The organism is Mesorhizobium sp. LCM 4576 (genome assembly GCF_001854815.1).
Classification (GTDB): domain Bacteria; phylum Pseudomonadota; class Alphaproteobacteria; order Rhizobiales; family Rhizobiaceae; genus Mesorhizobium; species Mesorhizobium plurifarium.
In genome coordinates this window covers 21,507-46,986 of the sequence record NZ_MDDT01000059.1, presented here as the reverse complement: position 1 = coordinate 46,986, position 25,480 = coordinate 21,507, and the positions used below count along the sequence as shown (strand labels likewise).

Here is a 25,480-nt window from a genome sequence, read left to right as displayed (position 1 = left end):
AGGTAGGCGAGATCGGCGATGTGGTCCTCACAAAGGATGGCAAGGTTGACGCGGTCATCGTCGATGTCGGCGGTTTCCTCGGCATCGGTGAAAAGGAAGTGGCCGTAGGCATGGACAAGCTTTCATTCATGCAAGATCGCAGCGGCAGCAAATACCTCTATACTAATTTCACCAAGGATCAGTTGGAGGCCCAGCCCGCGTACGACAAAAGCACATGGGCCGAAAACCGCAACAGCCAGCGCATGATTGTGCAATAGTCATTCGAGGGCCGCTCCGATCCCGAGCGGCCCTCGCCACCGATCGACTTTCCGACGGCACACGTTCGAGCACGCTGCCGACGCGAGCCGTGTCCGTGATGCGGGCTGATGCTGGCGTCTCTCGGGAAGCCTGGGGTAAAGCGCAAACCCAATCTTGCCTCACCGCATCCGACGCCGTCCCTTGATTCACGCAGATGCCGGCCCGTGCGCCAGGTTGAGCCGRATGCCCACGGCGCGCCATGAAGCTCGGGAATGGCAGATTTTATCGCGCGCAGCCAATGAACTCAGTTTGCTGCCGATGGGATTTCGTCCGCGGCCGTCACGTTCCGGCCAGCCACCTGGCCGGCGCCGGTTGCCGCTCGGTCGCCGTCCGTGTGGTCTCCTGACTTGCCCCCCAGTTGCACAGAGCTTTCGCGACAAGGCCTGAGGGCCCACGGAAGCGACCGAGCCCGCCGCCCACACATATCTGCGACTGTCGTGGAATAGTTTCTGCTCGGGATCGGTAGATGCAGCAACGAGGTGAAGTTTGTCCGTGCTCGCCACTTTGAACAATTTTCGGATGCTCATGCCGAGCGTTTCTCGGGCTGCAATATGGAAGACGAGCGCTCGAGGATCTGCACCGAAGCGCTCAAGGCCGAAACTTCTGCCTCTCGGACCMAGCATCCCCCTACCCCGCATCTTGATCTGGATCGCCCCCGCCGAGAAAACCCCATCATCTCGGTCGATCGACCGATCGCCACACGACCAGCATCCACGAGGGCGCTGGAAAGCAACCTGAGACACRGGCGTCTCAAAGGGAGGAAACTATGGAACAAACATTTTCGCAACGCTTCGACGCTTACCAACCGTCAAAGAAGCTGTGGTTCTGGACGGTGGTATGTGCCGTTGTGCTGACGATGATCGTCGGCTTCACGGCCGGAGGCTGGACGACGGCTGGAACGGCGGCGGAGATGGCCAAGACATCGGCCATCAAGGCAAAGGCCGAGCTGGCAGCCAATCTGTGCGTCCAAAAATTTATTACAGCGTCGAATGCCAGCGACAACCTCGCCAAGCTGAAGGAAACCTCTTCTTATCAGCGAGACAGCTTCATCAGCGATGGCGGATGGGTGAAGCTGGCCGGGATAAAAAAGGATGTGCCGGGTGCGGCGGATCTGTGTGCCGACAAACTGTCGGCGATGGACACGATCCCGACGAACAGCGTGGCTCAGGAGAACACCAAAAGCTGATGACTTTGGTTCGCCCCGGCCGACGGTGTGTCGCCGGGCGCTACTCGCGACGGAGGCGCAGCCATGGACGAAGCGTGGTTTTCAAGGCCCGTGCCAGTGGCTAACGGCATATCAGGGGAGATCAACAACGTCCTCAATGCCAACCAGGCGATCGACCTGCTTACCAGGCACTGGCGCGGCGCGGGAAGCCAGAAGCACAAGACGGCGCTGCGAGCCTGCCGGCAGGCTATGAACGGCGGTATCGCGGCCGACCTTGCCAGGGACGCTTTGATCGACGCGGCTCGAGAGGCGCACATGCTCGTCGAGTAAGCAGCCCGTCGTCATGGCAAAACGCGTARCTCCGTTCGGTTTCCTGCCGGCCAGACGGCAAACTGGCTGTCGCGRGCGGCTTGCCTTCGTCYGTGGCGTCCTTGCAATTCTGTTGCTCGCRGCGTCGGCCAACACCACGGGCGCCCTGCGAGCGGACGCTGGCTCGTTTCCCCTGCCTCGTTTCGTCTCGCTAAAGGCTTCGTCCGCCAATCTGCGGGTTGGGCCAGGTGTCGGCTATACTATCGAATGGGTCTTCAAACGACGTGGCATCCCCCTGGAGATCTATCAGGAGTACGGCAATTGGCGACGGGTGAGAGATTGGGACGGAAGCTCCGGCTGGATCCATCACTCGCTCCTGTCAGGGCGCAGAACCGGCGTCGTCGCCCCCTGGTCCAGGCAGCCGCTTGCCTTGTACGCGAAGCCGGCGGCGGACAGCGCCATCCTTGCGTGGCTCGAGCCGCGCGTGGAAGTCGAGCTGACCCGATGCGACGGACAATGGTGCGCGGTCGCATCGCGTGCCTCAACGGGTTTCATGAAACAAACCGGGCTATGGGGCGTCTACCYGGGCGAAGTGCTCTAACCTGGTGCTTCTGGATGGCCGAGCGAACGGTGTTGATTTCAGGMGGAGGAATTGCCGGACCGGCACTGGCTTTTTGGCTTGCAGCCGCCGGATTCCGGCCGACGCTGATCGAACGGGCGCCCCAATTGCGCACTGGGGGCTATGTCATTGATTTTTGGGGCCTTGGCTATGACATCGCCTCGTGGATGGGCCTTGAGGCAGATATCAATCGCCTAGGATATCACGTGCGCGAAATGCGCATCGTGGGTGAGAACGGCAAGCGCGTCGGAGGCTTTGGCACGGACGTCTTCGGCGAACTGACAAACGGCCGCTACGTGACCCTCGCACGCAGCGATCTCTCGCGACTGCTCTTCAAAAAGATCAAAGACACCACCGAAGTCATTTTCGACAATGAGATCGTTGGGCTCGAAGAAAACTCGCACGGTGTTCGGGTGCAACTGGAACGTGGAGGCGAACGCGACTACTCGCTGGTAGTCGGCGCCGATGGCTTGCATTCAGGCGTTCGGCGGCTCGCGTTCGGACCGCAGCATCAGTTTGAGAAGAAGCTCGGCTACGCCGTCGCGGCATTCGAGGCCGAGGGCTACCGGCCACGCGATGAAGACGTGTATTTGATGTACGGCCTGCCGGGGCGGATGCTCGGCCGTTTCACGTTGCATGGCAACCRCACCCTTTTCCTGTTCGTCTTCACCGTTGGTGAGAGTCCGTTGCCAACGGCGCTGGACCTGCAAAAGGAAATGCTGCGCAACAAGTATGCCGATGGCGGATGGGAATGCCCACGCATCCTGGAGGAACTGGGTCATACCGATGAGCTCTACTTCGACAGCGTCAGCCAGATCGCGATGAACAGATGGGCCAAAGGTCGCGWAGTGTTGACCGGCGATGCCGCCTTTTGCGTTTCCCTGCTAGCTGGGCAGGGCTCGGCGCTGGCCATGATTTCCGGCTATGTTCTGGCAGGGGAACTCTTAAAGGCCGATGGTCGACATGAGGAGGCTTTCGGTCGCTACGAAGCGCTTTTGCGGAACTACATACGAACCAAGCAGCAGGGAGCAGCGAGATTCGCGAGCGCCTTGGCGCCCAGGACGCGGCTCGGACTTTTGTTCCGCAACCTGGTGACAAAGGCTTTCTTAATACCCGGCCTGGCGCGTCTGGTGATCGGAAAAGAAATTACTGACGCACTGCACCCCCCCGACTATCGCTGGCGTTAGCCGGTCCCGGCTGCAGCACTACACCTCTCTCTTCGGAAAGCGATTCCCGAACCCGTTGCCTGGCGGACGATCGGGGTGCAAGCCTCCACTTCCTGGAAGACGAGTTGCCGCTGCTCTGGTCGGTGCCCTTCCCGGGTCATGCGGATGAATGCCAAGCCTGGCGGCGGAGACCGCCGTTTGATCCTCATTTTCAGTTCTTTGCCGCGAGCTTGGCTGGGCGGATCCAGCGCCGTGCCTGTGTTAGGGTAGGCTTTTCCTCAAGGACAGGCATGGCAGGCATCTCGCGGAAATACCCCATGCTGCGGCGCTCGCGGGCAGGACTTCGCGTCGCATCCGGCAACCGCGCGTTGTTTTCTGAGCTGGAGCCATATCGACCGGATTGATCAGCGTGCCGTTCGCGGCTCTCGGATGTGTGCGGCGATGTTGGGCTACGGCACGGCTGGCCTCGTTTCGCGCGAGCCTCTTTATCACGCGCTATCGCGCGTGTTCGTGGCCGAGGCGATCCGGGGGCGCAGGCTGGATGGCGCTGACGATGCAGTAAAAGCCTAGTCAGGACAGCAAAACACTTGCGTTCGACCGATTAGAAATGGCCGCTCCAACCGGATTTCGAGGAACGGCGCCGATGGGTGTCAGCTCTGCGGTCAACAACGAGCGTGATTTTCTATCAGCCACCGCCGGCGTCTGAGTTCCAGTCAAATGAAGCAAGGCCTCACAGCACCCAGCGGAACGCTCGCCTCAGCTCAGCAGTGYCGTCTTTGTCATACCATCGCCCGTGCGAGATGATGACACGCTCCGGATGCCAGGCCAGCATCTCTTGGACTGCCATGCGCAGCGCTCTGCGGCGTCGGAAGAAGCTCAATCGCATGTCGATCGGTGCCTTGCCGTCGGGGTCGGCGGCGCCTGCGAGTCTTACGAACAGTCTCAAGAACCAGCTGTGTATCCGCTTCGGCTCGAAGTTCTCGATCAGGTCGGTGAGGATCAGGGTTCGCGTGGCGCGGTGGAACAACACAGCTTCCGTCAGCACATCGCCTCGAACGACCAAAAGGTCGACTTCGCCAGGCCATGGCGAGTGCCGCCCCACCAGAAGCCGGTCCACGGCAATCGGACGCTTGGCCCGCTTCTGCAAACCGCGCACGGCCATAACTTCGGCATTGGGAATGGSCGCCTTCCAGTCCGGTACCCACCAATAGTGCAGCGAGTTCGGAGCAATCAAAAATCGGACCGGGCCGAGCACATCGACCGCCGATCGCAGCGCCGGGGTCAGAGCTACCGGCGAGTGGAGCGCCAGATCGCCATTGCGGAGCCGCAGAACTGTCATACGGGTACTGAAGGGAAATCTCATCAGGCCGAGGTCAAAGTCTATCGGCGGTCCATCCACGATCCACACGTCCGGTGCGACCGGCTTGAGMAGATTGATCGGCTCGTACAGGTTCAACGCGGACTGGCCGTTCAAAGTTTCCTCAGGGCTCGGCATCAGCTCTCAATCCTTCGGAGTGGCTCGGCGTGGGTCAGCAACCACTTCCGCGCTGGCGCGCCGCCAGCCATTCACGAACAGCCAGGCGGACGACTTCCGATCTTGCGACCCTCATTTCGGCGGCGGCTGCGACCAACGCCGCTTCGACGCCGGCGTCGAAGGACATCGACCCGGTTTCTCGCAGCATTGCCGCGGCGCGGATCTCGGAAGGCGCATCATCAAGGGCGAGCGCGTCTCGGGCGTCTGATCCGCTCGTCATGACCGCAACTCCGGCCGCTCGTTGGCCTGAGTGTCATCGTAGCTCCGGATGGCAACAACCCTGTCCTTCCTGATCGTGGCGAGCACGAGACGGCAACCTTGCGGATAGTAGCGCGGCAGCGCCGCAGCCTGTTCGGCAATAACAGCACCGTTGAAGCCGCRCAGCTCGCCTCCGAGCAGCCAATCTTCGCGATCGTTTGCGCCAACCACCGCGATGTAGTCTCCATCGCAGGGATAGCCGATGAGCCCAACTTCTTCGTAGTCTTCAAGCTTGCGGATGGCGTTTGCTGCACTCAAGCCGGACACCTCTCGGTACAAGATCGGACACAAACACATCTGGAACGGCCCGGAACCCCCCACCTCGATGCCGGGCCGCAAGGAAGTATCCGCGCGGGCGCACTTCCCAAGTGCCATGACGCGGATTCACGATCCGCCCCGCGACAGCGTCTCGTTTGCACAGGCAACAAACGGGACAGTCGAATTCTGTTGCCTGGCCTGCGACAGCCACATCCTTCGGTTCTCCTCGGAGAGCCCCTTCATTGCGACGCGCGCTGCCGAAGTGATTTCAAAGGGGCCGCAACAAGCGCATTGGAACTCGACCTTGCGCAGCGCGATATCAGCCTCCAAGGCGGCGCCAGCACAGATCGGACATTTTGAGGGATAATATCGTCTCTCAAACGACAAAATGTTCATCACACGAGCCTTCTTCGGGCCTTATCGAGAGCGACGCACCGAGACCGAGGCCGCCGCTGCGCCGATGGTGGAGGATGGGAACGCGCGTCAACGTTAGGCGACGATCAACCTCGAGTCTTGGGAGCAACATTCCTGCGCGTGGCGACTTCAATCTGCTTTGCTTCCACCTCGAGCCGGTCCGGCGCGGCGGATCCCATCAAGGCATAGGCGGTGCCTCCAGACTGCCAGTAGACCGTTGGCACGCGTCCGTCCGTTGCCGGGGTGGGAGGCACTGCGTCCTCGCCATTCATGGGGGCTGCCACCAGCGTGATGCGACCAACGCTTGGCGTATCTGCCGTGACGACGAGGCTTTGTTTCCCGTTCCACGGCTGCACCTGGACGTCCTTCACCACCCACACCGACGGCAGGGTCGGCATGCTGACGTTGACGGCACCGACCAGCCGTTCGATCTTGTCCTGCTTCGGCTCGACGCCTCTCTCCGGGCCCGCATTCAGTTGCGCGACCCGCAACGCGTCTCGTGCGGCCAAGATGAAGGTCTCATCAGCCGTCTTGCCGCCTTRGCGGAGCGGCACAGTCAACGAGTTCGCGCCCCAGCCGATCGCAACCAGCACGACGGCGGCGACCTGGAGCCTCAGTAGTGCCAACATCTTTCCGCGGCGAAAGGCACTCTCCAGTCGCTTCGCCTTCTCCATGCTCGCGGCAGGCGGAAACAGCCGCTGTGGCTGTGAGGCGCGCAACGCCTCCATACGTTGTGCATGAGCAAAGACCTCCGCCGCCAGCTCCGGCTCACGTGCGAGGCGGGCTTGCAGGTCCGATCTCTGCGACGCTGAAAGCTCACCGTCCAGAAGGCGACCGATATCCTCTTCGGAAATCCCATCAGTAGGCCGCATCGCGCCCTCCCACGATCTTGAGACGGGAAGACCCGTCCTCTTTGTCTTCCAGGTTATGCTTCAACGCCGCTCGGGCGCGGCTGAGGCGCGACATCACGGTCCCTGCCGGCACGCCCAGAAGATTGGCGGTCTCTGAATATGTGAACCCCAGCACCGCAACCAGATGCAGTATCTCCGCTTGCTCGGCCGGCATTCGCGTCAGCGCCCTTTGTACCTTCGCGAGTTCAGCCGAATGCTCCTGCGAGGGCGGCAAGGCCGATTCTGCTACTTCCGCAAATGATGCCATGCGCTGCCGGGTGGCAACGGCCCGGCTGGCGTTCGTGAGGAATGTGTTGCRCACGATGGTGATGAGCCAGGGCAGCAAGGGACGTGAGGTATCGTAGCTGGCGGCCATCGTCAGTGCGCGGGCAAGCGCCTCCTGGACCAAGTCGTCCGCATCAGAATCGTTGCCGGTGAGGACGCGACCGTAACGCCAAAGATCCTCGAGGTGCGGTATGACGTCCAACCTGGTTTTCATATCACCAAGATATACTTTTTTGCGTCACTTCAGGATCTCCATTTTGAATCTGGCTGACGGGTAGACGGCCCAGCGGGCAGGGACAGCTTCCGCTGGGCCGACTGGGAGCGTGCTCCTCCCGGTTCCRAGATCTGGGTGCCATGTATCCTCAGATGCTTGCGCCGCTCCCGTGTCCGATATTGGCTTCGACAGGTCTTGTGCTCACCCTCCTTGCACCATTTACCAAGGCAGGCCGGAAACTATTCCAAGCAACAGAGAAAATATTCCGGAGTGCGAGCCGACCCTCATCACTCTAGCAAGCCGGAATAGAATCCGCTGCTCGACGGTATCAACGAGAGCCGGCTCGTCGACAACGCCGGCCGGAGCAAGAATGAGGACGGGTCGCGATGCGGGTGGGCGAGATCATTGCAAACACCTTCGCTGCTGTGTTGCTGGTAGGTGGCCTCGCGGTGGTTTTCCTGATTGCCGGCAGGCCGCTCGTCCCGAGGCGCCAAGCCAGCCGATCCGGATAAGACGRCCTCGATCCGCGACAAGCGCCAGCAACTGCCAGGCTATTTCAACCTTGCGCTCGCCCCAAGAAGACCAACGGCATTGCGATAGACCGTCTCCCGCGTCCAGGCGACCGTTTTGGCGGCCCACCTCCGCTGCGTGCGCAGGCAACCGGCGGCGGCACTTGCCTCTTGGAGGCGCCATGCGTGCGCGGGCACCGGTACCCGGCGGGTTTGACCGGTGTCGATCTCGCGTCATCAGACGGCATGTTGATCCGTCCGTGAAGGGGCCGAGACCTTCCTTGCCTGTCAAGAGTAGCCGCCGTCCATGACCGCGCTTGTTGGTGGCAACGGCTTTTGCTTGCCGAATCCGTTCCCAGCTAGCCATAATCCGGAATGGACGAACTCTCCATTCCCACGCTCGGGCTTATACTCCTGACGGCCTCGCTCGTCGCGATGATCTCGAGGCGGCTGCGCCTTCCCTACAGCGTCGGGCTGGTAGCTGCCGGCATAGCGCTGGGCTTTGTCCCGGGTGTTACCGAACTGCCACTCAGCCGGGACCTGATCTTCACGGTATTTCTGCCTCCGCTGATTTTCCAGGCGGCCCTTGAAATCGAATGGCGTCATTTCCGCGTCAACCTGCCGGTGACTGCTTTGCTTGCCTTTCCGGGGGTGGCGATCGCTGCGGCTGTTGTAGCACTCGGGATGCATTGGCTGCTCGGATGGAGCTGGACTGGCGCAAGCCTTTTCGGCGTGCTGATCGCGGCGACGGATCCGGTTGCGGTGCTGGCGGCCTTCAAGGAGATGAGGGTGCAGCCGCGGCTTGGGCTTCTGGTCGAATCCGAAAGCCTGCTCAACGATGGCGCGGCCGCCGTCGGTTTCACCATCCTGGTTGCGGTGGCATCAGGCGCAAGCGCCACGCCCGTGGCCATCGCCTCTTCCTTCGTGTGGATTGTGGCTGGCGGCATCGCGGTGGGTGCGGCCGTCGCAGCGGTTCTTCTTCTGATCGCGGGGCGGACCGAGGACCATCTGGTGGAAATTACGCTGACGACGATCGCGGCCTATGGGTCGTTCCTGATCGCCGAGAAATTCGGCATGTCAGGCGTTCTTGCGACGCTCACCTCCGGCCTTCTGGTTGGCAATGTGGGCTGGAAAGGCGCGATATCCGCCAACGCGCGAAGCCACGTGCTGGCATTCTGGGCCTATGCCGCCTTCCTCGCCAACTCGATCGTGTTCATCCTGATCGGCGGCCATGAGGCGCACCAGCCGCTCGGGATTTTTGCGGGTAGCTCGGCGGTCGCCGTAGCACTCGTACTGCTCGGCCGGGTACTGGCCATCTATCCGCTCTGCGCCCTRCTCAAGCCGACTTCGCTGAAGGTGGATCTCAACTACCAGCATGTCCTCGTTTGGGGCGGCCTGCGCGGCTCACTCGCGCTTGCGCTGTCCCTTGCCCTGCCGCAGGACATAGCTGAGCGTGGCGCGATCATCGTCACGGCGTTTGYCGCGGTGGCGTTCTCGATCTTTGTCCAGGGCCTGACAATGCCATGGTTTATCAAGAAGCTGGGACTGACGGCCGAGCAAAAAGCGTAAGGGCGCGCCGGCTGCCGTGAAGGGGGACTTCGCGCTTCGGCAGCCGGCACTRCACGGGCCGTGCGGGACGGCCATCCCTCCCGTGGCCGAGAGGATGGGCCTGAATTCCTTTTTCATCAAGAGCGGCTTGCCTCTTTGAGATGATGACAGCGTGCCCGAGCAAAGCAGCGGTCCAGGAAGTGCGATTTGCTAGGAGCAGCGACCGAGAGGCGTGCGAGAAAGCTTGGTCAATTCAGCTTTGTCCACTATGCGGTGTCGGTCTGATCGTAGGCCAACGCGGGCAGCCGTTGGCTCCCGCTCGTCAGTCATTCCCGGCAAGTTCGTCTGCCCGCCGAAGGCTCTACCAAGCGGCRCCAACTCTATCGAGGAAAATGCGCTTCTCCCTGGGAGCATCATCGCCTCCGCAGTGCTTTTCCCCTGGCCTGATCATAGCTGCTTTGCTCGTGGCGTCGAACCGTCGCGACCTCCTGAAGAATCGGTCGAGCTCAGACCGGTTCCTACAGGCGCGGGAGCGCTRCACAAGCATGATGGATCCGCTTAAACCAAAGTATTACCGCGCCGCCATGGGCGATCTAACATGACGCGCTGTTGGAGGCGGTGAAGGAAATCACCGGGAAGGATGTTCATCCGCTGGTTTGGGGCGGTTCGCTCTAAGCAAGCCCGCCCGAGCAAACCCGGGCGGGCGGTCAGGTCATCCCCAACGGCGGCACGTTAGCTAGTGTTCCAGTCCTACGAAATGCGCCGCGTTCCCTAACGGGCGCGGTTTGGCAAGGTTCCAATCTGGGTCTGATCGCCATCCACCGTGATTTGCATCAGCCGTTTGCCGTTCGCGTCGCGGACAGTGCAGGCGATGTCCTGGCATTTCTTTTCCACTAATTTGCTGACGATCTCAAAGGCCCTGTCCTTGGCCTTTTTGACGTCAGGCAAGGCAGTTCCCATGGCGTCGTGATAGACGTCGCCACCATAGGCGAGATCGAAGTGAAACCGGAGCATCTGCCGAGTAAACGCCTATCGACGCGAAAAGGGCCCCTCATCGTTTTGCGTTATGTTGGTCTACCGGCATACGCCGTAAATATAGCTTACGCCGGAACCGATGTCATTTGATAATCGCTGCTGGATCAGCATAGGGGTAACGCGATATCGGGGGATGGTGAGACGCCGYTGCAGGAGCGATGCCCAGTCAGTGCCGATCATCTCGACGAGCTCTCCGGCTTGGTGTTCGGAAATCTCTGTCTCCTTAACCAGCCGCCGAACCAATAGGGCAACCCGGTTTTCCTTGTCTTCGCGACACGTTGGACATCCATGAATCGCGTCGAACTGGTTCTGAGCGGGAAGCTTTCAGGTGCGGATCAGGCGTAACAGAAAACCCGCCGACCGAGGTCGACGGGCCCTCTTCCCTCAAACTGCTTGTGCTCCGCTTCCCGGACGGACCGCCAGACCCAGGAGCCCGCACAACGCTCTTCCTAACGCAGTATTGACCGACGGGGCTGTAGCTCGGGAGCAACGACGAGAGGGGATTCGCCGCCAGCACAGAGCAAGGATACTGTCTAGCGCCCGAGCGGACGTTTTGAAACGGACAGCAGTTCAGCCTCGTCCCTGATCCCCGCCAGGTAGTTGGCCAGAACACGAGAAGCGAGAGCTTCACGTCGCTCGGGGGACTGATGTTCATCTTTCAATCTGTCGAACACGCGAGCGAGTAGTGCGACTTCTGACGAACTGAAGATGCCTGCTTCTCTGGCTCTCGCAAAAATTGGCATGAAGTCCCTCCCTAAATAGGTCGATCCCTCAAACCCCGCCAATCTGGGCTTCATGAAAGTTAGCTGTCAACAAAAAGCCCACCGGCAGAGCCGCGCTTGCCTGGTGTACCATCGCATTCGGCCCCCGTGCAGAGACTGATGGTGCAGCCTGCCGTCATCGTTCTGTCAATCCTGTTCTGCTCGGCCAGTGTCTCACCCTGCGCGCCCGCCCGCCTATTACCCAAGGCTCGATCTAATCGGCTGACAACACTGTTGACGCCGGAAGTCGTACACATCCCAGTGCGGATGCGGGCCGATTTCACAGCGCCGTCGAAAACGGCATAGTCAGYGCCGGCCGGCAGTTAGTCCCCCTTCACGGCCTCCCAACACTGGCGCTCATAGATTTCGAAGAGTTGATCGATCGAAACGCCCTTCACCGAACCCACAGCCTGGCATTCGCTCTTCCAGCATCTGCGGATCAGCGCACCGATGCGCATAGGTCCTGGCGATCATGCCCGCATGAGCTTGCAGTAGTGACGGGCGAGCAGCGCGATGGCGTCGTGCCTTCCGCTCCGACGATAACGGTCTCGGTCACGGGTTTGGCAGTTTCAAGGCCCGGGACTTCGGTGCGCCCGCCAAATGGGAGGATGGGACGGCTACCGCGTCTCGGCGCGGCTCTGCAGTTCGCGCAGAACAAGCATCCGCAGCACCATTTGAGCGCTGGCCGGCGGCGCGTCGTTGCCTAGCCGGGTTTCGAGTGCTTTCAATTTGTAGTCTTCGAGTTTTGAGACACGATCGCTCAGGGCGTCGATCACGTCACGAAGCCTGCTCATCAACTCCAAAGACACCAGCATCAAAGCGCTCCATCCATAAGGCATTTCTAATATATAGGCACGACCGGTTTACAAATGTTGAGTTGGGACGACTGTCGCCGCCGCAACCAGCGAGAACAGAGACAAGAAAAAATCAGCCGGCACGACAGCGCCGCCTTCCGTCTTGACCGCGACAGCGGTCTCTCCAGGCTTGCCGTCGGAGTATTTAGCTGACTGGCATAAGACGCTGCTCGTTAAGCAGCGTGGCCAAAGCCGTTATGACCTGCGGCATGAAAAATGGCTTCGGGATCATAATGCTGCCGGGCACACCTTTGACCGGCCATTCGTGGGCGCTGTCGCCGCTCATGTAAATAACAGGCATGATCGGGTTGACTGCGCGCACGTACCGGGTCAAATCCCACCCGGATTTGCCGGGACCCAGTCGGATGTCGGCGATGAGAGCTCTAAATCTATCGGGTTCTGGGTCGAAAGTGGCGAGTGCGCGCTCGGCATTGCTTTCCGAACAGACCTTGAACCCTGCTTCCTCTAAACCCGCTTCGATTTCGAGGAGGATGAGAACCTCGTCTTCAACGATCAGAATCTCGCCCTCGCCCATGGTTGGCCGGTCCCCATTTGATCCAATACGCGTTTGGTACACTCTCGGTTCCAGGTAAGTAATCGTTTTTTTCTGCGGACTCGCGGCCCAAACGATGTGAACGGGCCGACTTCAGCCCGGCAACGAGAACGGCAAGGCGAAGAAGTCGTCCCGGTGCCGGAGCGGCTGACTTCTGAAGCTTGACGGCGATGTCGGCGAGCTGATCGACGCCGTAGCGGTTTCGTCGTTGACTGACTGAATGACGTGGAGGCCGAAGACGCTGCCGTCGTCACGGATGACGAGCTATGGCGCACCGGCGGATTGAGCGCCGCGCGAGGATGTTGCGCGTGCCCAGGCCGCCGAGCTTGGTCGGCAGCAAGCGCATCTGTCGATGAGACGGCGATCGTCAGCCATTTCCGGCTGATCCATGCTTCACCAGTTGTGGGACGCCAGACAGAGCCCCGCTGCAGGCTTCTCTGGTTACGCCCCAATACAGTCGAAACCGCCGGTGTTTCCCCTTTCCGAGCGGCGTCGGGTTCTCGCGCCCCCGACGCGCAGGATCCAATCGATCCAGGCCTTGAGCACCGAGGGAACGGGCCGTCCAAGCCTCGTTGGCCGTAACATCGACAGAGCATCCCATCGTCGTCTCGGCACAAGGCACTCGGCGGTTGGCGGCCGTCGGAAAGCTCGGATTCAAGCCTGCTCCTTCTTCGCTTTCRCAAAGCCGCGGTCGGTTGCGATGAATCGTTCAAGCATCGGCGCGATCAAGCGCGATGGATCGGCAGATGGCCGCCCRGTCTCGCGCCCGAGGATCTCCGCGTATTTCACCAGATCGCGATGGAGMGCCGCCGGCAGTTCCACCGTAATCTTCACCGGCTTGTCGTCGGCAATCGTTGCGAGCTTCAACTTGGTCATGTCAACCTCGGTATGGTTCAAGGGCAAGGTCGCGGGTAACGAGGACGCGGACGGGAAACCCGGGCCGGATCGTAAGCGTCGGTGCAACAGAGAGTTGGYGCTGAACGACCTGTTGGCCTAYCTGGCTGACGCTATCGGAAGCTCCGCTTCGCAGGGCACGCACGATATCGCTGTCCTGATCGGAAGAACCGGCCTGCGCGCCAACGCTCAGAACGGTCGACAACACCGCGGCCTTGAACAACTCGCCCCAGTGATAGTCGACGGCATCCTCCAGGCCGGCATAACCCTGGGCGTCCGCGCCAGGTTGCCGCTCCAGCACGATGGAGCGTCCGTCGGGAAAGATCAGCCTGTTCCAGACAAGCAGCACGCGGCGCTGCCCGGAACCAATCCCGCTATCGTATTGCCCAACAATGCGAGTGCCTTGCGGGATGAGCAGCGAGCGCCCGGTAGGACTATCATAGACGTTTTCGGTCACCTGAGCGCTGATCTGCCCGGGAAGGTCCGACCGGATGCCGGTAATGAGCGCGGCTGGGATCACGGCACCGGCTTGCAGCACATAGGGCGACACAGGAGGCGTGACGTGATCCGGGGCCACCGTCCGCCGGTYAGCGGCGGCGGACAGGAAGGAAAGCTGGCGATCCTGCGCATTTGGCGCAGCGTTCTGACTGGCGAGATCGGCAATAGCAGGGGCGGACGCTTCGGCGGTCCTGGGATCTCGTGGCGCTGTCTGGAAGAAGACACGCGAGGTTCTGGCCGCTTCCTCTTCGGCTCGCCGGCGCTGCTCGGCTTCGTCAATCGAGGGGCTTGGGATTGAGGGGGGCACGATGGCCTGCCCCTTGTTTTGAGCATCGAGGATCGGCCTGCCGAGATCRCCGGGCAGCGGCGGCCCAAGGATCGGGCCGGCGTAGTCGCGCGGCAGTCTTGCCAGTCCGTCGGCCGGCGGCCGATTGGAGGTGGGGTAGAGCTCCTCGCCCTGCTTGAACGTGTTGGCGTCCTGCAGAGCGTAAATCAGCGCGCCGCCTATACCGAGCGAGGCGACGAAGCCTATACCCGCGAGCATTTTGCGCGACAGACGCGTCACACGCGGCGGTTCGGGGCGAAGCCGCATGGGTTCGACGGCCATATTCCTCTCGTTCATGGCTGCGGCGCTCCCCTGCGTATTGCGTTCGGCAGCGTCGACGCGGCGCCATCGCTTGGGCCTCGCCCCACCCCATCGGTTCTTCTGTCGATGCGCACGATCCTGACCGTCTGCTGCCGCTTGCCGGCGCCAAGACGCAGTTCGGCCGCGCCAAAAAGACGGTCGACGATGAGGATATTTTGATGGACGCGGCTGTTGGTGATTTCAGCCTCGCCGTCCGGGCCGATGACGAAAATCGGCGGCATCTCGCCTTGCACGATGCCGCGCGGAAACTCGACGTAAACCCGGCGGCCATCGTCGTAGGCGCTCACCGGCTTCCAGGGAGGGCTGTCGCCGGCGATGCCGTAGCGATAGTTTCGCGCCGTAAGCTGCGGTATGACCGGCATCGTGGCGATCGTCTGCAGCAGGCCCGATTTCGGAGCCGGATAGGACCAGGCAACGGCGGGCATGTAGGGCTTCGCGCCTGAGCGCAGCTCAAGCATATAGCTGCGCCGGTCCGTGGCGATGATAAGGTTCGTTGCGATGTCAGCCCGCGAGGGTTTCACCAGGACGTGGACGCGTCGGGCAATGCCGGACCCGCTTTCGGTGTCGCCTATGATCCAGCGCGCGGTGTCACCAGCCGCGATCGGGCCGTCTCCGGTCAGGCTCTCTCCCGGCTCAAGCGCGATGTCCGTTATCTGGCCAGGTGAGGCGTAGACCTGATAGAGCGCTCCCTCGCTCCAGGGGTAGATCTGAATTGCGTTGTAATAGCCCTCACGGCGCGGTTCCACGCGTGCCGCGGCGTTTGCGTTCTCGACACGGGCGGCCGGCGTTTGCCCGATGGCGCCGCCCCGCGCGGGCGCCCACCTTGGGGGGACGCGAAGAGGCTTCAGTCGTTGGTCGGTCGAGGCGGCCGGAGCCGGCGGCAAGGGCGGAACGGAGCTATCGTAGCTGATCGTCGGCGGCTTCTTCGCAGGCGTGGCGCAACCCGCAAGCAGCGCTGTCGCCGAGACCAGCGCCGACAGCAGATGCCTCGACAAATTCGTGCCCGCCACAAGACGCGATGTCGGGCTCATTGGCTCATCTCCCGCGACCAGTTGATGGCGTTGACGTAGATGCCAAGCGGATTGGCGCGAAGCCGTTCGGCGTCGCTTGGCATCTGCGTCGCGATCGTCAGGATCGCGGTCCAGCGCTCGGTGCCCGAAAGTTGACCGTTTTCATAGTGGTGCTCGATCCAGGCGACACGAAAGGAGCCCGGCGAGGCTCTGATGACCGACGAAATGTCGACCGCGACCTGCTGCTTGCCGACCTTGGAGAAGGGATCCGCGGCGCGCGCATAATCGTTGAGYGCCGCAGCACCCTGGTCGGTGGTCCAATCATAGGCGCGCAGCCAATCCTGGCGCAGGATGATCGGGTCGGCCGGGATCGAGCGTACCTGCTCGATAAAGCGGGCAAGATGCCACGCGATCTGCGGATCGGTCGGCTTATAGTCGGCGGTTGCTGGTGCGATCGCTTGAGCCTGGCCGAGCTTGTCGACCTGCACGACCCAGGGCACGACCGTGCCGTGACCCGACTGCCAGACCAGTGAAGTGGCAAGCCCCGCCGACAGGATGAGCGAACCGAACGCCATGGCGCGCCAGTTGCGTGCCTGAACGCGTGCGGAGCCGATGCGTTCGTCCCAGATCTGCTGCGCCTTCTGATAGGGGGTTTCCGGTCGAGGGCTCTTGCCGTAGTGGACGGCGGGGCGCCTGAAGATGTTCATGGATCATTTGCCTTCAGAAAGAGAAATCGAGGCTCCGCCGCCATGGCTGTCACCGGCGCGCACCGCGTGGGCGGCGGTCTGGACGCCGTGGGCGAGGCGTTGGGAGCGATGCAGACGTCTGGCCCATTCGGGCTCTCTTTGAGCGCCGGACGGCTTGCCCGCGCCGGAGGCGTCCGCCGTTGACGCCGTGACGCCGCCTAGCGTTCCCATGGTCGACGAACCGCCGGTGATTTCAGCGGCCGAACGGGAGCCGGTGGCGAAGCTCGCGCTAAGTGATTGAACTGTGTTTGCGGCGGCGCGCCTGAGTGGAGAGGCTGCCGCCGAAGCGCCAGCGCGCGCAATGCCGCCCAGACCGGAGGCGATGCCCGCCACGCCAGGCTGGCCGGCGGCGCCAAGCCTGTAAGCCGCCGAACCGCCACCGGCGAGTGATGTCGCGCCACGCGCGGCCGACGCCACTCCCGCGGATGCGGCTGTCCCGCCTCGCGTCGCGAGGCTGGCTGCTCCGTAGCCGGCAACTGCGATGCCGCCCGCGGCAAGGCCGGTCCCCGCGGCCGCACCGGCGCCGAGTTGCGGTCCACCCGCGACGAGCCCGTTGGCGATGCCGGGACCGAAGATGCCGAGCCCAAGCAGCGACAGCGCCGCCAGCACGATGGCCATCGCCTGGTCGATGGTGGGGTTCTCGCCGCCGAAGCCTTGGGTGAATTCGCCAAAGAGCGTCGATCCGATGCCGATGACCACGGCAAGCACCAGAACCTTGATGCCGGACGAGATGACGTTGCCGAGCACGCGTTCGGCCATGAAGGCCGTCTTGCCGAAGAGGCCGAAAGGGATCAGCACGAAGCCGGCCAGCGTCGCCAGCTTGAACTCGATCAGCGTCACAAAGAGCTGCACCGCCAGGATGAAGAAGGCGAGCAGGACGAGCGCCCAGGCAAAGAGCAGGCAGGCGATCTGGATGAAGTTTTCAAAGAAGGAGATGTAGCCCATCAAGCCGGAGATCGCTTCGAGCAACGGTCGTCCGGCATCGAGACCGGTTTGCGCCACCTTGCCCGGGTGCAAGAGGTCCTGTGCCGAAAAGCCGGTTCCACTCGCCTTGAGGCCAAGACCGGAGAAACTCTCGAAGACGATCCGGGCAAGACCGTTCCAGTTGGAAATCAGATAGGCGAAGACACCGACGAAGAGCGTCTTCTTGACGAGCCGCGCAAGGATGTCGTCGTCGGCGCCCCAGCTCCAGAAAAGCGCGGCAAGCGTCACGTCGATGACAATCAGCGTGGTGGCGACGAAGGCGACCTCACCGCCGAGCAGGCCGAAGCCGCTGTCGATATAGCGGGTGAAAGTGGCCAGGAACTGGTCGATGACGCCGGTATTGCCCATGTCTAGCGGACCTCGTGCAACGCTGGATCTGGCGAGCGCGAAGCGGCGGGCTCGAACGTTGAACTGCCCGAGGGCTTTTCGAGACCGAGGAAGCGCTCACGCTGTTCGGCCCACAGCCGCGCGCATCCTTCCTCACGCAGGGCAGCCTCGCCGAGGATCTGGCAACGGCGCAGGCCATCGCGGAGCGGATTAGGCACGGAGGACGCCCTTGTGAGCGATCCCTCCCCCACAGCCTTGTCGTCCTTCCGGCTCATCTCGAGCGCCGTCGCCGTCACGGCGGCAGCGACGAAGACGACGGCCACGATGCGAATGAGGTTTTTGCCGTCCATGGCGCCCGACCTCAGCGGTTGAACATCTGGACAGAGCCTGCCTGGTAGCCGGAACCAGGCGCCAGGAAGCGGCGCCGTTGCTCGCGTCCCTGGTCGGCCGCCGCGGCACGTTCGGCTTCGGTCAGGGCCTGGGCACGACCGTTGGCGGCTGCCAGGGCGGTCAGGTCCGCAAGCTGCTGGCCCTGAAGCGCCAGCAGCTGGTTGCCGGCCTGCGTCGCCTGCAGGGCACCGATCGCCGACTGGCTGGCGCCGACCAATGCCGACATCTGCGCGCGACCGGTGTCGATGTTTGCGACCACGCCCGCCTGGACGCGCATTGYGTCTTGGAGACCGCCCACCGTGTTTTGCCAGCGCGAGCGCGCATCCGTGACGAGTTGCTGGTCAGAGGAAGAGAGCGAGACGCTGCTGTATTGCTGCCGAAATGCCTTGTCGACCTGCTGGACGTCGAAGGCGATGTTTTGTGCTTCGCCTAGAAGCTGTTGCGTGCGCTGCACCGAGTGCTGCAGTTGCTGCAGCGAGGACAAAGGCAGGCTCGCCAGGTTGCGCGCCTGGTTGATCAGCATCTGGGCCTGGTTCTGAAGCGAGGTGATCTGGTTCGTGATCTGCTGCAGCGAGCGGGCAGCCGTCAGGACATTCTGGGAATAGTTCGATGGATCAAACACGATCAGGGCGTGCGYCGGCGCAGTCATCATCGGCGAGATAGCGATCGGCCCGGCGAGTGTCGCCGCGACCACAAGAAGGGCGCGCCGGCGGCTTTGACGAACAGTCATGGTTTGGAATCCTCTTCAGGTTTGGGAACAGTGAGGCTGGGAATGAGGTCGGCGGCCCAGCCGACGTCGCGGGCACGCAGCCAGGCCGACAGGAACCCGTCGCGGCCATGCTCGGCGACGATGCTGCCGATCAGGGCCTGATCGCTCTTCGAGGACGCGGCGCAAAGCGCAAGCCCGACCTCCGACAGGCCGAGCTCGAAGAGACGGTTGCCGCGGCGGGACTGGCAGTAATAGTCGCGCTTTGGTGTGGCTCGCGCCAGGATCTCGATCTGGCGATCGTTCAGGCCGAAGCGGYGATAAACGGCGGTAATTTGCGGCTCGATCGCGCGTTCATTGGGCAGCAGCAGCCGGGTTGGACAGCTTTCGATGATTGCCGGCGCGATAGCCGACTTGTCGATGTCGGAGAGTGRCTGGGTGGCAAAGACGACGCTGRCATTCTTCTTGCGGAGCGTCTTCAGYCATTCGCGCAACTGTCCGGCGAAGGCGTCATCGTCGAGGGCAAGCCAGCCTTCGTCGATAATGAGCAGGGTCGGACGACCGTCGAGCCGGTCGCCGATGCGATGAAACAGATAGGAAAGGACGGCCGGCGCGGCCTGCGTGCCCACCAGACCTTCGATTTCGAACGCCTGCACGGATGCCTGGCCGAGCTGTTCGGCCTCTGCGTCGAGCAGCCGCCCGTTCGGGCCACCGACACAGTAAGGACGAAGCGCCTGTTTCAGCTCGTTGGTCTGCAGAAGCACGCTGAGCCCGGTCATGGTGCGTTCCTCGACCGGGGCCGAGGCGAGCGAGGTCAGCGCCGCCCAGATGTGCTCCTTTGCCTCCGGCGTGATCTGGACGCCCTCGCRCATCAGGATCGCGACGATCCAGTCAGCCGCCCAGGCGCGCTCGTATGTGTCGTGAACGCGGGCGAGCGGCTGCAGCGAAACGGAAGCGTCTGTGCCTTCGGTGAGATGACCGCCGAGATCGTGCCAGTCGCCGCCCATGGCGAGCGTCGCCGCGCGGATCGAGCCGCCGAAGTCGAAGGCGAAGATCTGTGCGTTGCGGTAGCGGCAGAATTGCAGCGCCATCAAGGCCAGCAGCACCGACTTGCCGGCGCCGGTCGGTCCGACGACCAGCGTGTGACCGACATCGCCGACATGAAGGACCAACCGGAACGGGGTCGAGCCTTCGGTCTTGCCGTAAAGCAAGGGAGGACCGACCAGATGCTCGTCCCGTTCCGGCCCTGCCCACACGGCAGAAAGAGGGATCATGTGGGCGAGATTGAGCGTCGAGATAGGCGGCTGGCGGACATTGGCATAAGCGTGTCCGGGCAAGGAGCCGAGCCAGGCGTCGACGGCGTTGACGGTCTCGACAATGGCCGTGAAGTCGCGGCCCTGGATGACCTTCTCGACGAGTCGCAATTTCTCGTCGGCCACGCGCGGGTCGCTATCCCATATGGCGACGGTCGCAGTGACGTAGGCCATGCCCGCCATGTCAGCGCCGAGCTCCTGCAACGCCGTGTCGGCGTCGGCCGCCTTGTTGGCGGCGTCGGTGTCGAGGAGTGCCGATGCCTCGTTGGTCATCACCTCCTTCAGGATCGAGGCGATGCTCTTGCGCTTGGCGAACCATTGCCGCCGTATCCGGCTCAGAAGGCGGACCGCGTCGACCTTGTCGAGCAGTATCGCGCGGGTCGACCAGCGGTACGGGAAGGCCAGCCTGTTGAGGTCATCAAGCAGGCCAGGTGTCGTGGCGGTCGGGAAGCCGACGWTGGTGAGCACGCGAAGATGCTTGTCGCCAAGCCGCGGTTCRAGCCMGCCGGCGAGCGGCTCGTCGGCCAGYAGCGCGTCGAGATAGATCGGGGTCTCGGGGACGCGCACCGCATGACGCTTGGTCGAGATGGTCGAATGCAGGTAGGTCAGCGTTTGGCCGTCGTCGAGCCAGTGGCATTCAGGCATGAACCCGTCGAGCAGGGAGAGCACACGCTCGGTCCGGTCGACAAAGGCGCGGACCATCTCGCCCGGATCCGCGCGCGACTGGTCGCGGCCCTCATAGAGCCAGCCTTCGGCGCGCGTGGCGTCTTCGGGCGGCGGCAGGAACAGGAACGTGAGAAAGTAGCTCGATACGAAATGAACCCCCTCCTCGTCGAAGTCGGATTTGCGCTCGGCATCGAGCAGGCCCGAGGCCGCATTGGGAAACTGGCTTTCGGGGTAGGAAGCCGCTTCGTGGCGCTGCGCTTCGACGAAGATGCTCCAGCCCGAACCGAGACGACGAAGGGCATTGTTGATGCGCGATGCCACCGCGACGAGTTCGGCCGCTACGGCGGAGTCGAGATCGGGTCCGCGAAAGCTGGCGGTGCGCTGAAAGCTGCCGTCCTTGTTGAGCACGACCCCGGGGGCGACGAGTGCCGCCCAAGGCAGGAAGTCGGCAAGGCGAGCAGCAGTCCGGCGGTATTCGGCAAGGCTCATCATGGCGGCGCCCTCAAACCGACAGATGCCCGGGCAGCCGCAGGTGCCGGCGGCCGACTTCGAAAAAAAGCGGATCGCGCCTGGCAGCCCAGACCGCCGTAAAATGTCCAATCGCCCAGATGAGAAGGCCGACCAGCCAGAGCCGCAGTCCAAGACCGACAGCGCCGGCCAGCGTGCCATTCAGGATCGCGATTGCACGCGGCGCGCCGCCGAGCAGGATCTGCTCGGTTAGCGCCCGGTGCACGGGCACCGTCCATCCCGGCACCGCGTCGAGCTGTTCGAAAGCGGTTGTCATCAGATCAACGCTCCGCCGCCGAACGAGAAGAACGAAAGGAAAAAGCTCGACGCCGCGAAGGCGATCGAAAGGCCGAAAACGATCTGGATCAGCCGCCTGAAACCTCCCGAACTGTCGCCGAAGGCCAGCGTCAGGCCGGTGACGATGATGATGATGACGGCGATGATCTTGGACACCGGTCCTTCGACCGACTGCAGGATCTTCTCGAGCGGCTGTTCCCACGGCATCGAGGAGCCCGACGCGAAGGCCACCGGCGCGAGCATGAAGTTGAAGGCGACGGCGGCGCTGGCCACGGCAAGCCTGACCTGGCAGCGCGAAGAGAGGCGGGTCATGAAATTTCTCCTGTGTTGATCGGTGTGACTTCGGCGATGCGATAGTCGCCATCGGGGCCCAGACCCTCGACCCTGACCAGCTCGACAAGCCGTCGCGCGGCGCCGCGACCGGCGAGCACGGCAACAAGACCGATCGTGTCGGCGATCAGCGCACGCGGCACAGTGACGACGGCCTCCTGGATCAGCTGCTCAAGCCGGCGCAGAGCGCCGATGCCGGAGCCGGCATGAAGGGTGCCGATGCCACCGGGATGCCCGGTGCCCCATGCTTTCAAGAGGTCCAGCGCCTCGGCGCCGCGCACCTCGCCGATCGGAATGCGATCGGGCCGCAGGCGCAGCGAGGAACGAACCAGATCTGAAAGCGTGGCGACGCCATCCTTGGTGCGCATCGCCACGAGGTTGGGGGCAGCGCATTGCAGTTCGCGGGTGTCCTCGATGATGACGACACGGTCCGTCCCTTTCGCCACTTCGGCGAGCAGCGCGTTGGTCAAGGTCGTCTTGCCGGTCGACGTGCCGCCGGCAACAAGGATGTTTGCGCGGTCGGCAATGGYGGCGCGCAACGCGGCGGCCTGGCAAGAGGTCATGATGCCCGCCGCGACATAGTCATCGAGCGTGAAGACGGCGACCGCTGGCTTGCGGATCGCGAAGGCCGGCGCGGCGACCACTGGCGGCAGCAGGCCTTCGAAACGCTCACCGGTTTGCGGCAACTCGGCCGAGACGCGCGGCGAACGGGAATGGACTTCGGCGCCGACATGATGGGCGACCAGCCGCACGATCCGCTCGCCAGCGGCAGGCGCGAGCATTTCCCCCGTATCAGCCAAACCTTCCGCAAGCCGATCGACCCAGATCCGGCCATCCGGGTTCAGCATGACCTCGATGATTGCGGGGTCGTCCAGGAACCGGGCGATGGCCGGCCCGAGCGCGGTGCGCAGCATACGCGAGCTGCGTGCGCGTCCTTCGGTATCGTTGTGCAAGATGGCCATCGGGTCCCCGTTTGGCCCGGGAACTCGTCGAGCAGTTCCCGGTCGCAGACAAGCAAGAGCGGCCTGGAGCAGTCCGATTCAACAGCTTTCGACCGCCGTCGTAGCGCAGCGAACAAAGACCGGCGAACGGCGGCGCCGAACTCGGGAAGTTTTACGGCGGGGTGTCCCCGTGGTCCAAACCTCGGCAGAGGATGAACTTCCGCAATATAATGTACATGTTTATTGACACACGACTCTCGTCGGGTTTATGAAACGGCCTGGCAGTGGCGGCGATCGCCCTTTCCACGGCGCGGAGGATTGTCATGCGGTTCGGTCCGGAGGGCTCGGTTTCGCGGCGCCAAACAGGCGGCTCCAAAAATCCGGCAGTCGCTAGACCGCGACGCTTCACGGCAAAGGGCGGCGAAGCTTCATGAGCATGCTCGACATCTGGCTTGGGATCCTGCACGGGCTGCGCATAACGGCAGCGGTCACCGCCTATGGCCTTGTCTTCGCGGTGCCCTTCGCGCTTGTTTTCGGCGTCGCGCAGTTTCTGACCACCGGGTTGACGCGCTTTCTGGTCACGGCAGTCATCGAATTCTGGCGCAGTTCGGCGGTGGTCGTCCTGCTCTTCGTCTTTTACTACGTTCTGCCAGTCATGGGGGTCACCCTCTCAGCGATGACCGTCAGTGCATTGGTGCTCGGCCTCAACAGCGGCGGCTATGCCAGCCAGGCGGTGCGGGCCGGGCTCCAATCTCTTCCGGCCGGCCAACGCGAGGCTGGCATGGCGCTCGGCCTCTCGCGCCCGGCGATCCTGCTCCTGATCGAGCTGCCCCAGGCGTTGGTCGCCATGAGCCCCACATTCGTCAACAATCTTATTCAGCTGGTCAAGGCAACTTCCCTTGTCTCCTTGGTCACGCTGACGGACATGACCTTCCGCGCCAAGGAAATCTCCCAAACCGAATACGACCCGGTCGCGATCTATTCGGCATTGTTGCTAGCCTTCTTCGTCGTCTGCTATCCGATCGCGCTCGCCGGCCGCTGGCTCGAAGCGCGGGTCAATCCCGAAAGCGGAGCGCCTCGTGGGATTTGACCTCGACTTCGCGCTCTCGACCGTCCCGATCATAATCGGCGCGATCGGGACTACCCTGCTCGCGACGGTCTTGAGTTGCTTCGGCGCGTCGGCGCTTGGCTTCACGTTCGAGATGATCCGCCGTGGCGGCGGCGTGCCTGGCTTCGCCGTGCGCTTCCTCATCGATTTCATCCGCTCGACGCCGGTCTTGGCGTGGCTCTATTTCCTGTATTTCGTCATGCCCTTCTACGGGATCYGGCTCGGCGCCATGACGGTGGGCATATTGGGGCTAAGCCTCTATTACAGCGGTTATCTGGCAGAGGTGTTCAAGGCGGGCATCGACGCTATTCCGAAGGGCCAGCAGGAAGCAGCCAGAGCCCTGTCGCTCACCCGCCGCGATACGGTCATCTTCGTCATCGCACCCCAGATGCTGCGCAACATCGCCGCGCCCCTGGGCAACTACCTGGTCTCGATCCTCAAGGCGACGCCTTATCTCGCGATCCTGGCGGTGCCGGAAATGCTTGGGCGTGCCTTCGACATCGCATCCCAGACCTATCGCTACGYGGAGCCGCTGACTGTCGCGGGCGTTCTGTTTCTCGCGCTGGCGCTGATCGTTTCTTATGGGGTCAAGCGCATGGAGAAGCTCCTGCTTGCGAGCGGGCGCCGCTGATGCTCGACCGGCGGACGCATCCGACCCCGACGCCTCAATCCGTCCCGCTCGTACGGATCGACGGCCTCAACAAGTGGTTCGGTGCGCTGCAGGTATTGAAAGACATCGATCTGACCTTGCGGCCGGGTGCGCGCGTCGTCGTCTGCGGACCCTCGGGGTCGGGCAAGTCGACCTTGATCCGCTGCATCAACGGTCTCGAGCCCTTCCAAAAGGGGACGATAGAGCTTGCAGGAAGACGCCTCGGAAAAAGCGATCGCGATGCGGCGATCGCGCGCCGGCTGACCGGCATGGTGTTCCAGAGCTTCAACCTCTTCCCTCACCTCACCGTGCTTGCCAACTGCACGCTGGCTCTGCGCCGGGTCCTTTCGAAATCGGCGCGGGAGGCCGAAGAGATCGCGATGCGGCATCTGACGGCGGTGCACATCGCCGAAAAGGCGCGGGCCTATCCGGCTGAGCTGTCGGGCGGCCAACAACAGCGGGCGGCGATCGCGCGCGCGCTCTGCCTCGATCCCCGCATCATGCTTTTCGACGAACCCACCTCGGCGCTCGACCCGGAAATGATCAAGGAAGTGCTCGACGTCATGATCGCGCTCGCGAAAACCGGCGTGACCATGGTCTGCGTGACGCATGAAATGGGCTTCGCACGCGAAGTGGCGGATGAGATCGTGTTCATGGACCAGGGCCGCATCGTCGAGCACGCGTCTTCCAGTGGCTTCTTCTCCGGAGCCGCTCATCCGCGCGCCAGGCTATTCCTGGACACAATCCTGAGCCATTGAACGTCGCGCACTTAATCGCGGCGCGATTGGCAACATGGATC

29 protein-coding genes are annotated in these 25,480 nt (G+C 62.8%); 9 read left to right on the top strand and 20 right to left on the bottom strand.

Annotated features, from left to right (window positions below; translation table 11 throughout):
• From LCM4576_RS29695 to LCM4576_RS29675, 5 genes are all read left to right on the top strand, one after another.
• Window positions 1-257, top strand: a 257-nt coding sequence (locus LCM4576_RS29695; protein ID WP_131803319.1) for a PRC-barrel domain-containing protein, incomplete at its 5' end; no start/stop codon positions are given.
• A gap of 806 nt (window positions 258-1,063) precedes the next feature.
• The gene (locus LCM4576_RS29690; protein ID WP_041005330.1) at window positions 1,064-1,483 is read left to right on the top strand and encodes a hypothetical protein; all 420 of its coding nucleotides are present in this window, start codon (window positions 1,064-1,066) and stop codon (window positions 1,481-1,483) included.
• Window positions 1,484-1,546: 63 nt separating this feature from the next.
• Window positions 1,547-1,792 (top strand): DUF982 domain-containing protein, encoded by a 246-nt coding sequence (locus LCM4576_RS29685; protein WP_041005331.1) that lies wholly within the window; start codon window positions 1,547-1,549, stop codon window positions 1,790-1,792.
• Window positions 1,793-1,805: 13 nt separating this feature from the next.
• Window positions 1,806-2,372 carry an SH3 domain-containing protein gene (locus tag LCM4576_RS29680; protein ID WP_083361563.1) on the top strand — a complete coding sequence of 189 codons (567 nt, stop codon included), beginning with the start codon at window positions 1,806-1,808 and terminating at the stop codon, window positions 2,370-2,372.
• A gap of 14 nt (window positions 2,373-2,386) precedes the next feature.
• Window positions 2,387-3,577: an FAD-binding domain gene (locus LCM4576_RS29675; protein WP_071035973.1), complete on the top strand. Its 1,191-nt coding sequence runs from the start codon at window positions 2,387-2,389 to the stop codon at window positions 3,575-3,577.
• A 709-nt stretch (window positions 3,578-4,286) separates the two neighbouring features.
• On the opposite strand, the gene LCM4576_RS29670 is transcribed toward LCM4576_RS29675, so the two are convergent.
• The 5 genes from LCM4576_RS29670 to LCM4576_RS29650 form a co-directional block, all read right to left on the bottom strand.
• Window positions 4,287-5,051 carry a DUF4336 domain-containing protein gene (locus LCM4576_RS29670; protein WP_071035972.1) on the bottom strand — a complete coding sequence of 255 codons (765 nt, stop codon included), beginning with the start codon at window positions 5,049-5,051 and terminating at the stop codon, window positions 4,287-4,289.
• A gap of 255 nt (window positions 5,052-5,306) precedes the next feature.
• The gene (locus LCM4576_RS29660) at window positions 5,307-5,606 is read right to left on the bottom strand and encodes a hypothetical protein (RefSeq protein WP_131803317.1); all 300 of its coding nucleotides are present in this window, start codon (window positions 5,604-5,606) and stop codon (window positions 5,307-5,309) included.
• 126 nt (window positions 5,607-5,732) lie between these two features.
• Complete coding sequence (locus tag LCM4576_RS36970) at window positions 5,733-6,002, bottom strand: hypothetical protein (protein WP_198540338.1); 270 nt, start codon at window positions 6,000-6,002, stop codon at window positions 5,733-5,735.
• Between the two features lie 104 nt (window positions 6,003-6,106).
• On the bottom strand, window positions 6,107-6,892 hold the full coding sequence (locus LCM4576_RS29655) for an anti-sigma factor (RefSeq protein ID WP_071035970.1): 786 nt from the start codon (window positions 6,890-6,892) through the stop codon (window positions 6,107-6,109).
• Entirely contained in the window at window positions 6,879-7,397 is a 519-nt protein-coding gene (locus tag LCM4576_RS29650) for a sigma-70 family RNA polymerase sigma factor (RefSeq protein WP_244510952.1), read from the bottom strand. Before LCM4576_RS29650 ends, LCM4576_RS29655 begins: the two co-directional genes overlap by 14 nt.
• A gap of 896 nt (window positions 7,398-8,293) precedes the next feature.
• On the opposite strand from LCM4576_RS29650, the gene LCM4576_RS29645 reads away from it, so the two are divergent.
• Entirely contained in the window at window positions 8,294-9,487 is a 1,194-nt protein-coding gene (locus LCM4576_RS29645; RefSeq protein WP_071035968.1) for a sodium:proton antiporter, read from the top strand.
• Window positions 9,488-10,237: 750 nt separating this feature from the next.
• On the opposite strand, the gene LCM4576_RS29640 is transcribed toward LCM4576_RS29645, so the two are convergent.
• From LCM4576_RS29640 to trbB, 15 genes are all read right to left on the bottom strand, one after another.
• On the bottom strand, window positions 10,238-10,480 hold the full coding sequence (locus LCM4576_RS29640) for a DUF6894 family protein (RefSeq protein ID WP_041005344.1): 243 nt from the start codon (window positions 10,478-10,480) through the stop codon (window positions 10,238-10,240).
• A 554-nt stretch (window positions 10,481-11,034) separates the two neighbouring features.
• A complete protein-coding gene (locus LCM4576_RS35380; RefSeq protein WP_082047088.1) occupies window positions 11,035-11,244 on the bottom strand; it encodes a hypothetical protein in 210 nt (69 codons plus the stop codon).
• Window positions 11,245-11,879: 635 nt separating this feature from the next.
• On the bottom strand, window positions 11,880-12,077 hold the full coding sequence (locus LCM4576_RS29635) for a hypothetical protein (RefSeq protein WP_071035967.1): 198 nt from the start codon (window positions 12,075-12,077) through the stop codon (window positions 11,880-11,882).
• 184 nt (window positions 12,078-12,261) lie between these two features.
• Window positions 12,262-12,651, bottom strand: coding sequence for a response regulator (locus LCM4576_RS29630; RefSeq protein WP_071035966.1), 390 nt, complete (start codon window positions 12,649-12,651; stop codon window positions 12,262-12,264).
• Window positions 12,652-13,323: 672 nt separating this feature from the next.
• Window positions 13,324-13,545 (bottom strand): DUF2274 domain-containing protein, encoded by a 222-nt coding sequence (locus tag LCM4576_RS29625; RefSeq protein ID WP_071035965.1) that lies wholly within the window; start codon window positions 13,543-13,545, stop codon window positions 13,324-13,326.
• A 1-nt stretch (window position 13,546) separates the two neighbouring features.
• Window positions 13,547-14,683 (bottom strand): TrbI/VirB10 family protein, encoded by a 1,137-nt coding sequence (locus tag LCM4576_RS29620; RefSeq protein ID WP_071035964.1) that lies wholly within the window; start codon window positions 14,681-14,683, stop codon window positions 13,547-13,549.
• Window positions 14,680-15,738, bottom strand: coding sequence for a P-type conjugative transfer protein TrbG (trbG, locus tag LCM4576_RS29615; RefSeq protein ID WP_041005357.1), 1,059 nt, complete (start codon window positions 15,736-15,738; stop codon window positions 14,680-14,682). Before trbG ends, LCM4576_RS29620 begins: the two co-directional genes overlap by 4 nt.
• Window positions 15,735-16,424 (bottom strand): conjugal transfer protein TrbF, encoded by a 690-nt coding sequence (gene trbF / locus LCM4576_RS29610; RefSeq protein WP_041005359.1) that lies wholly within the window; start codon window positions 16,422-16,424, stop codon window positions 15,735-15,737. The genes trbG and trbF overlap by 4 nt, the downstream gene beginning before the upstream one ends.
• 3 nt (window positions 16,425-16,427) lie before the next feature.
• The gene (gene trbL, locus LCM4576_RS29605) at window positions 16,428-17,795 is read right to left on the bottom strand and encodes a P-type conjugative transfer protein TrbL (protein WP_071035963.1); all 1,368 of its coding nucleotides are present in this window, start codon (window positions 17,793-17,795) and stop codon (window positions 16,428-16,430) included.
• A gap of 2 nt (window positions 17,796-17,797) precedes the next feature.
• Complete coding sequence (gene trbK-alt / locus LCM4576_RS29600; protein ID WP_041005363.1) at window positions 17,798-18,124, bottom strand: putative entry exclusion protein TrbK-alt; 327 nt, start codon at window positions 18,122-18,124, stop codon at window positions 17,798-17,800.
• 11 nt (window positions 18,125-18,135) lie between these two features.
• Entirely contained in the window at window positions 18,136-18,894 is a 759-nt protein-coding gene (gene trbJ / locus LCM4576_RS29595) for a P-type conjugative transfer protein TrbJ (RefSeq protein WP_071035962.1), read from the bottom strand.
• A complete protein-coding gene (trbE, locus tag LCM4576_RS29590; protein ID WP_071035961.1) occupies window positions 18,891-21,341 on the bottom strand; it encodes a conjugal transfer protein TrbE in 2,451 nt (816 codons plus the stop codon). Before trbE ends, trbJ begins: the two co-directional genes overlap by 4 nt.
• A 10-nt stretch (window positions 21,342-21,351) precedes the next feature.
• Complete coding sequence (locus tag LCM4576_RS29585; RefSeq protein ID WP_019863699.1) at window positions 21,352-21,633, bottom strand: VirB3 family type IV secretion system protein; 282 nt, start codon at window positions 21,631-21,633, stop codon at window positions 21,352-21,354.
• Window positions 21,633-21,965: a TrbC/VirB2 family protein gene (locus LCM4576_RS29580; protein WP_041005366.1), complete on the bottom strand. Its 333-nt coding sequence runs from the start codon at window positions 21,963-21,965 to the stop codon at window positions 21,633-21,635. Before LCM4576_RS29580 ends, LCM4576_RS29585 begins: the two co-directional genes overlap by 1 nt.
• Window positions 21,962-22,945 carry a P-type conjugative transfer ATPase TrbB gene (gene trbB, locus LCM4576_RS29575; protein WP_071035960.1) on the bottom strand — a complete coding sequence of 328 codons (984 nt, stop codon included), beginning with the start codon at window positions 22,943-22,945 and terminating at the stop codon, window positions 21,962-21,964. The genes LCM4576_RS29580 and trbB overlap by 4 nt, the downstream gene beginning before the upstream one ends.
• Before the next feature lie 409 nt (window positions 22,946-23,354).
• Here trbB and LCM4576_RS29570 point away from each other — a divergent pair, with 409 nt between their 5' ends.
• Genes LCM4576_RS29570 through LCM4576_RS29560 form a run of 3 tightly spaced genes read left to right on the top strand, consistent with a single transcriptional unit; the run spans window position 23,355 to window position 25,439 of the window.
• Entirely contained in the window at window positions 23,355-24,014 is a 660-nt protein-coding gene (locus LCM4576_RS29570) for an amino acid ABC transporter permease (protein WP_041005369.1), read from the top strand.
• Window positions 24,004-24,663 carry an amino acid ABC transporter permease gene (locus tag LCM4576_RS29565; protein ID WP_071035959.1) on the top strand — a complete coding sequence of 220 codons (660 nt, stop codon included), beginning with the start codon at window positions 24,004-24,006 and terminating at the stop codon, window positions 24,661-24,663. Before LCM4576_RS29570 ends, LCM4576_RS29565 begins: the two co-directional genes overlap by 11 nt.
• A complete protein-coding gene (locus tag LCM4576_RS29560; RefSeq protein ID WP_041005374.1) occupies window positions 24,663-25,439 on the top strand; it encodes an amino acid ABC transporter ATP-binding protein in 777 nt (258 codons plus the stop codon). The genes LCM4576_RS29565 and LCM4576_RS29560 overlap by 1 nt, the downstream gene beginning before the upstream one ends.
• The last annotated feature ends 41 nt before the right edge of the window (window positions 25,440-25,480 follow it).

Excerpts from the sequence above, each read along its gene's own strand:
- LCM4576_RS29690 (WP_041005330.1), top strand. The coding sequence starts at position 1,064 with ATGGAACAAACATTTTCGCAACGCTTCGACGCTTACCAACCGTCAAAG.
- LCM4576_RS29685 (WP_041005331.1), top strand. The coding sequence starts at position 1,547 with ATGGACGAAGCGTGGTTTTCAAGGCCCGTGCCAGTGGCTAACGGCATA.
- LCM4576_RS36970 (WP_198540338.1), bottom strand. The coding sequence starts at position 6,002 with ATGAACATTTTGTCGTTTGAGAGACGATATTATCCCTCAAAATGTCCG.
- LCM4576_RS29640 (WP_041005344.1), bottom strand. The coding sequence starts at position 10,480 with ATGCTCCGGTTTCACTTCGATCTCGCCTATGGTGGCGACGTCTATCAC.
- LCM4576_RS35380 (WP_082047088.1), bottom strand. The coding sequence starts at position 11,244 with ATGCCAATTTTTGCGAGAGCCAGAGAAGCAGGCATCTTCAGTTCGTCA.
- LCM4576_RS29635 (WP_071035967.1), bottom strand. The coding sequence starts at position 12,077 with ATGCTGGTGTCTTTGGAGTTGATGAGCAGGCTTCGTGACGTGATCGAC.
- LCM4576_RS29630 (WP_071035966.1), bottom strand. The coding sequence starts at position 12,651 with ATGGGCGAGGGCGAGATTCTGATCGTTGAAGACGAGGTTCTCATCCTC.
- trbG (WP_041005357.1), bottom strand. The coding sequence starts at position 15,738 with ATGAGCCCGACATCGCGTCTTGTGGCGGGCACGAATTTGTCGAGGCAT.
- trbL (WP_071035963.1), bottom strand. The coding sequence starts at position 17,795 with ATGGGCAATACCGGCGTCATCGACCAGTTCCTGGCCACTTTCACCCGC.
- trbK-alt (WP_041005363.1), bottom strand. The coding sequence starts at position 18,124 with ATGGACGGCAAAAACCTCATTCGCATCGTGGCCGTCGTCTTCGTCGCT.
- LCM4576_RS29585 (WP_019863699.1), bottom strand. The coding sequence starts at position 21,633 with ATGACAACCGCTTTCGAACAGCTCGACGCGGTGCCGGGATGGACGGTG.
- LCM4576_RS29580 (WP_041005366.1), bottom strand. The coding sequence starts at position 21,965 with ATGACCCGCCTCTCTTCGCGCTGCCAGGTCAGGCTTGCCGTGGCCAGC.
- LCM4576_RS29570 (WP_041005369.1), top strand. The coding sequence starts at position 23,355 with ATGAGCATGCTCGACATCTGGCTTGGGATCCTGCACGGGCTGCGCATA.
- LCM4576_RS29560 (WP_041005374.1), top strand. The coding sequence starts at position 24,663 with ATGCTCGACCGGCGGACGCATCCGACCCCGACGCCTCAATCCGTCCCG.